A 6,918-nucleotide genomic window follows, 5' to 3' on the forward strand; every position below is an offset into this window, starting at 1 on the left:
GCTGGATGCAACCACTCGCCTGCGCGGCGAAAGACGAACAACCGTCAGCCTCTCTTTGCGGGATCGCGGCGCCCTCCGATAATGGCGCTTCCCGACAAGGACCCCGCATGTCTTCCAGCTCCGCGCCAGGTTCGGCCGACTCCCTGCTCAACCACCGCGCCTATCTCGCCTTCTGGTGCGCCCGCACCGCTTCCAGCTTTGGTTTCCAGATGCTCTCGGTGGCGGTGGGCTGGCAGATCTATGCCATTACCGGCCGCGCGTTTGATCTGGGCTTGATCGGCCTGGTGCAATTTTTTCCGTCGGTACTGCTGGCGCTGCCGGCCGGTCATCTCGCCGATCAGTTCGACCGGCGGCGCATCGTGCTGATGGGGCAGATCGTGGAATGGATCGCGATCGTGCTGTTGGCAACGTTGACCTTGCTGCACGCCATCGACGAAATGGGGATTCTCTTGCTGATCTTCGTGATCAGCACGGCCAAGGCATTCGAGTCGCCGTCGATGCAGTCGATGGTGCCGGCCTTGGTCCCGCCTGCACTGCTGCCACGCGCCATGGCGGTAAACGGTTCGGCGATGCAGGCGGCGATGATCATGGGTCCCGCGCTGGGTGGCTTGCTGTACATCGCCGGTCCTGGCGTGGTGTATGCCGTGGCGGCCATGCTGTATCTGGTTTCCACCGTGATGGTGTCGCAGTTGCGTTACGAGCAATCGCCTCCCAAACGCGAACCGGCCACGCTGAAGACCTTGTTCGCCGGCGTGCATTTCATCCGCGATCGCAAGGACATTCTTGGCGTGATTTCGCTGGACTTGTTCGCTGTATTGCTGGGTGGCGCGACCGCGCTGTTGCCCATTTTCGCCAAGGACATCCTGCACACCGGTCCGTGGGGTTTAGGCCTGCTACGCGCAGCGCCCGCCATCGGCGCCTTGCTGATGTCGTTCTGGCTTGCGCACCACAACATGGAACGCAACGTAGGCAAGATCATGTTCGCCTCCGTCGCAGGGTTCGGCGTGGCGACGCTGGTATTCGCGCTATCGCAGGTGTTGTGGCTGTCGTTGCTGGCCTTGTTTACGCTGGGTGCGTTCGACATGGTGAGCATGGTGATACGTGGCTCGCTGGTGCAGCTGGATACACCTGACGCGATGCGCGGGCGGGTCAGTGCGGTGAATGCGATCTTTATCAACACGTCCAATCAGCTTGGCGAGTTCGAGTCCGGCATGCTCGCCGCGTGGCTAGGCGCGGTCGGCTCGGCCGTCATCGGCGGTATCGGCACACTGGTGGTGGTGGGCCTATGGATGGCCATGTTCCCGACGTTGCGGCGGCGGCAACGGCTGCATGCGGAACCGTCGTAGGCATAGGCGCCTTTGCGGTGGAGACCTGCGATGAACATGGCGTGTCGCCGCTATTTCGCATGGTAACGCCTAAAGGCGCTGGCCGTCGTTGACATGCCTGATGCAAACCCGTGTCTGGACGTCTACCATCGGTTAACGTCGCGCTCACGTGAACGCTGGCAATTTGAACCACCCGGAACACTGACAAAAGGAAGATCGCCATGAGCAGGCAAGCCGACATCGAACGCCGACTCGACCACCTTGGCAACCGTGTGCGCGAGTATGCAGACGGTGCCGCCGACACTGCTGATAGCTGGCTGTCCCGTAGCCGCCGCGCTGTCAGCAAGCTCAGCAGCGGTGACGCCCGCAGGCGCGTGGCACGCCGCGCTGAAGATTTCGCCGACGAAGCCAACTACCAATACCGACGCCTGCGACGCCATGCGGGCAGGCATCCGGTTGCTACGGCGGCGATCGTCGCCGGGACGGTGGGTGCGTTGTTCCTGCTTTATCGCACGCTGCGCCGCGACGAGGATTAACAAGAACGCTCATGGCCGCCCTTCCCGCGAAAGCGGAGGCGCTTTCGCGGGAAGGGCGGCCATGAGGCAAGAGGCAACAAAAAAGCCCGCCTTTCGGCGGGCTTTTCACTACTTACACCGTCAGCGGATTCGGCTTTTCCGGATCCAGCTTGTACTCGCGAATCGCACGCGACACATCCTTGGCGTTGACCTTGCCTTCCTTTGCCAGCGCGGCGAGTGCGGCATGGGCGATCCAGTACCGGTCTACCTCGAAGAAGCCACGCAGGTGCTCACGCGTGTCCGAACGGCCGAAACCGTCGGTGCCGAGCACGGTGTAGTGCATGCCATCCGGCATGAAGGCGCGGATCTGGTCGGCATACTCGCGCACGTAGTCGGTGGCGGCGATTGCCGGGCCCTGGCGGCCCTGCAGCAGGCCGGTGACGTACGGCACGCGCTGCGTGCTTTCCGGATGCAGGCGGTTCCAGCGCTCGGCATCGAAACCATCGCGGCGCACTTCGATGAAGCTCGGCACCGACCAGATGTCGGCACTGACGCCGAAATCCTTCTCCAGCAATTCCGCCGCCGCGATCACTTCGCGCAGGATCGTGCCCGAGCCGAGCAACTGCACGCGCGGTTCGCCCTTCTTCGGCTTGCCGGCATCCTTGAACAGGTACATGCCCTTGATGATGCCTTCCACAACGCCGCCATCCTTATCAGAAGCAGGCAGGTCGGGGTGGGCGTAGTTCTCGTTCATCACGGTGATGTAGTAGTAGACGTCTTCCTGCTCTTGGAGCATGCGGCGCGTACCGTCCTGCATGATCACCGCGACCTCATAAGAGAAGGTCGGGTCGTACGCGCGCACGTTCGGAATGGCACCCGCCATCAGATGCGAATGGCCGTCCTCATGCTGCAGGCCTTCGCCGTTGAGCGTGGTACGGCCAGAGGTGCCGCCGATCAGGAAGCCGCGCGAACGCATGTCGCCGGCCGCCCACGCCAGGTCGCCGATGCGCTGGAAGCCGAACATCGAGTAATAGATGAAGAACGGCAGCATCGGCTGGTTGCTGATGCTGTAGCTGGTGGCTGCCGCCAGCCACGACGCCATGCCGCCGGCTTCGGAAATGCCTTGCTGCAACACCTGGCCTTTCTGGTCTTCACGGTAATACAGCAGCTGGTCGGCATCCTGCGGACGGTATTTCTGGCCTTCCGGCGCATAGATGCCGATCTGGCGGAACATGCCTTCCATGCCGAAGGTGCGCGCTTCGTCGGCGACGATCGGCACGATGCGCGGGCCGATGGCTTTGTCGCGCAGCAACAGGTTCATGCCGCGCACCAACGCCATGGTGGTGGAGATTTCGCGGTCGCCGGTGCCCTTGGTGATCTGCTCGAATGCGGACAGGTCCGGTGCCTTGAGCTTCACGTCGGTGTGGCGGCGGCGCTGCGGCAGCGAACCGCCGAGAGCCTTGCGGCGCTCCAGCATGTACTGCACTTCCGGCGAATCCTTGCCGGGATGGAAGTACGGCACTTCCTTGAGCTTCTCGTCCGACACCGGAATGTTGAAGCGGTCGCGGAAGTGGCGCACGGCCTCGTCGTCCAGCTTCTTCTGCTGGTGCGTGGGGTTCTGCGATTCACCGGCCGCGCCCATGCCGTAGCCCTTCACTGTCTTGGCGAGAATCACGGTGGGCATGCCCTTGGTATGGGTGGCTGCGTGATAGGCCGCATACACCTTGTGCGGATCGTGGCCGCCGCGGTTCAAGCGCCAGATGTCGTCGTCGCTGAGATTGGCGACCATCTCGCGCGTCTCCGGGTACTTGCCGAAGAAATGCTCGCGCGTGTACGCGCCACCGAAGGCCTTGCAGGCCTGGTATTCGCCGTCGATGGTTTCCATCATCAACTTGCGCAGCACGCCGTTCTTGTCGCGCGCCAGGAGCGGATCCCAGTAGCTGCCCCATACCACCTTGATGGCATTCCAGCCGGCGCCGCGGAACACACCTTCCAGTTCCTGGATGATCTTGCCGTTGCCGCGCACCGGGCCATCCAGGCGCTGCAGGTTGCAGTTGATCACGAAGATCAGGTTGTCCAGGCCTTCGCGGCCGGCCAAAGAGATGGCACCCAGCGATTCGGGCTCGTCGCATTCGCCGTCGCCCATGAAGCACCAGATCTTGCGGTCGGTCTTCGGCATCAGGCCGCGGTGTTCCAGGTACTTCCAGAACTGCGCCTGGTAGATCGCCTGGATCGGGCCCAGACCCATCGACACTGTCGGCACCTGCCAGTAATCCGGCATCAGCCACGGGTGGGGGTAGGAGGAAAGGCCGCGGCCAGCCCCAAGCACTTCCATGCGGAACAGGTCGAGCTGTTCCTCGGCAATGCGGCCTTCGAGAAAGGAGCGTGCATAAATGCCGGGGCTGGAATGGCCCTGGTGGAACACCAGGTCGCCCGGATGATCGGCGCTCGGCGCACGCCAGAAGTGGTTGAAGCCGACGTCATAAAGCGTGGCGGATGACGCAAAGCTGGCGATGTGGCCGCCCAGTTCGCCCGGTTTGCGGTTGGCGCGCACCACCATCGCCATCGCGTTCCAGCGGATCAGGGTGCGGATGCGCCATTCCATCGCGGCGTCGCCGGACATCTTGGCTTCCAGATGCGGCGGAATGGTGTTGACGTATTCGGTGGTGGGATCGAACGGCAGATAGCCGCCCGAGCGGCGCGTGGAATCGACCAGCCGCTCCAGCAGGAAGTGCGCACGCTCGGTGCCTTCGCGATCGATGACGGCACTGAGCGATTCGACCCATTCCTGGGTTTCGGTGGGGTCGAGGTCCTGGTGGAGGATGTCGTCGAGCTGATCCATGAAGCGTCTCCGCGGCGCCGAGCGCCGCCTTGCGGTGGGTGTGCGTCGCGGGGAGGCGACGAAGCCGGGGCAGGCATCGATCCGGCGGCCGGGCCGGCACGGAACTTAGGAGGGACCGCGTGGCGTGTTCGCCGCAGGACGAGCTAACCGTTCGATTCTAGCGTCGCCGTGCCGGTCCCGCCAATTGTCGGACCATACATACGTATGCGAAGGGTGACGAAAGACGCGGCACAGGTTGGAGTAAGGCGCAGCCGAACCCCCAGCCTCCCGATATCTGCCGCCAAGTCGGCGTTGGGCTGCGCTCGCCCCAACCCGCAAAATCAGCTCCGCTCGACCTGCGCCGCGCGGATCTGCGCATCCACCACCGCAATCGCCGTCATGTTCACCACGCGGCGCACGGTGGAGGAAGGCGTAAGGATGTGCGCCGGCTTGTCCACGCCCATCAGGATCGGGCCGACCGCTACGCCGTCGGTCATCACCCGGACCATGTTGTAAGCGATGTTCGCCGCGTCCAGGTTGGGCAGCACGAACAGGTTGGCGCGTCCACTCATGGTGGTGTTCGGGAAGATGCGGCGGCGGACTTCTTCATCCCATGCCGTATCGCCTTGCATTTCACCGTCCATTTCCAGGCCCGGCGCGCGGGCGCAGAGGATCTTGCGCACCTCGCGCATCTTCACTGCGCTGGGGTTGTCATGGCTGCCGTAGTTGGAATGCGACAGCAGCGCCACCTTGGGCTCGACGCCGAACAGCTTCAGGCGATAGCTTGCCTGCATGGTCGCTTCGGCGATCTGCTCGGCCGAGGGATCGTATTGCACGTGCGTATCGAGGAAGAACCAGGTGCCTTTCTCGTTGATCACCGCCGTCATCGCCGAGGTGCACGATACGCCCGGATCCAGGCCGAACACGCTGCGGATATAGCCGAGCTTCTTGTGGTAGCGCCCGACCAGGCCGCAGATCATCGCGTCCGCTTCGCCGCGCTTGACCATCATCGAGGCGATCAGCGTCGGGCGCGAGCGCATCAGGTTCTTCGCCGCCGCGGGCGTGACGCCGCGGCGCTCGGTGAGCGCGTGATATTGCTGCCAATACTCGTTGAAGCGCGGATCGTCATTGATGTTGGTAAGTTCGAAATCGACACCCGCACGCATGCGCAGGCCCAGGCGCTCGACGCGCGTTTCGATCACGTCCGGACGGCCAATCAGGATCGGATGCGCCAGCTTCTCATCGATCACCGTCTGCACCGCGCGCAGCACGGTTTCTTCTTCGCCCTCGGCATAGACCACGCGCTTGCGATCGGCGCGCGCGCTCTCATACACCGGCTTCATGACGAGGCTGGTGCGATAGATGAACTGGCTGAGTTTCTCGATATAGGCCTCCATGTCTTCGATCGGCCGCGTGGCGACGCCCGAATCCATGGCAGCTTGCGCGACAGCCGGCGCCAGCAGCACCAGCAAGCGCGGATCGAACGGGCGCGGGATCAGGTACTCGGCGCCAAACGTCGGCGCTTCGCCGCCATACGCGCCGGCAAGGTCGCCGGCTTCCATCTGCGCCAGCGCGGCAATCGCGCGCACGCAGGCGAGCTTCATCGCTTCGTTGATGCCGGTGGCGCCCACGTCCAGCGCGCCGCGGAAGATATAGGGAAAGCAAAGCGCGTTGTTGACCTGGTTTGGGTAGTCCGAACGGCCGGTGGCAATGATGCAATCCGGACGCACTTGCCTGGCGTCTTCCGGCAGGATTTCCGGATTGGGATTGGCCAGCGCCAGGATGATCGGCTGCTTGGCCATCGTGGCGACCATTTCCGGCTTGAGAATGCCGCCGGCCGAAAGACCGAGGAAGACGTCCGCACCGTCCACGATCTCCGCCAGCGTGCGCGCCTTGGTGTCGCGCGCATAACGCTGCTTGTCGGGGTCCATCTGATCGCGCCCGACATACAGCACGCCTTCGCGGTCGAACGCGGTGATGTGCTCCGGCTTGGCACCCAGCGCCACCAGCATGTCCAGGCAGGCGATGCCTGCGGCGCCGGCGCCGGTGGTGGCGATCTTCACGTCCTCGATGTTCTTGCCGACGATCTTCAGCGCATTGATCACCGCCGCGCCGACGATGATGGCGGTGCCATGCTGGTCGTCGTGGAACACCGGAATCTTCATCCGCTCGCGCAGCTTGCGTTCGACAATGAAGCACTCCGGCGCCTTGATGTCTTCCAGGTTGATGCCGCCGAAGGTGGGCTCCATCGCGGCGA

4 protein-coding genes are annotated in these 6,918 nt (G+C 63.6%); 2 read left to right on the forward strand and 2 right to left on the reverse strand.

Features of this window, described 5'->3' with window-relative positions:
• Positions 1–107: 107 nt before the first annotated feature.
• The gene (locus V7M64_RS17875) at positions 108–1,346 is read left to right on the forward strand and encodes an MFS transporter (protein ID WP_333680994.1); all 1,239 of its coding nucleotides are present in this window, start codon (positions 108–110) and stop codon (positions 1,344–1,346) included.
• A gap of 200 nt (positions 1,347–1,546) precedes the next feature.
• The gene (locus V7M64_RS17880) at positions 1,547–1,861 is read left to right on the forward strand and encodes a hypothetical protein (protein WP_333680995.1); all 315 of its coding nucleotides are present in this window, start codon (positions 1,547–1,549) and stop codon (positions 1,859–1,861) included.
• 112 nt (positions 1,862–1,973) lie between these two features.
• Here V7M64_RS17880 and aceE read toward each other — a convergent pair whose 3' ends face one another.
• Together aceE and V7M64_RS17890 are read right to left on the reverse strand one after the other, a co-directional pair.
• Positions 1,974–4,682 carry a pyruvate dehydrogenase (acetyl-transferring), homodimeric type gene (gene aceE / locus V7M64_RS17885; RefSeq protein WP_333680997.1) on the reverse strand — a complete coding sequence of 903 codons (2,709 nt, stop codon included), beginning with the start codon at positions 4,680–4,682 and terminating at the stop codon, positions 1,974–1,976.
• Between the two features lie 320 nt (positions 4,683–5,002).
• On the reverse strand, positions 5,003–6,918 hold a 1,916-nt coding region (locus V7M64_RS17890), incomplete at its 5' end, for an NADP-dependent malic enzyme (RefSeq protein WP_333680998.1).

It is taken from the genome of Dyella sp., from assembly GCF_036746095.1.
Classification (GTDB): domain Bacteria; phylum Pseudomonadota; class Gammaproteobacteria; order Xanthomonadales; family Rhodanobacteraceae; genus Dyella_B.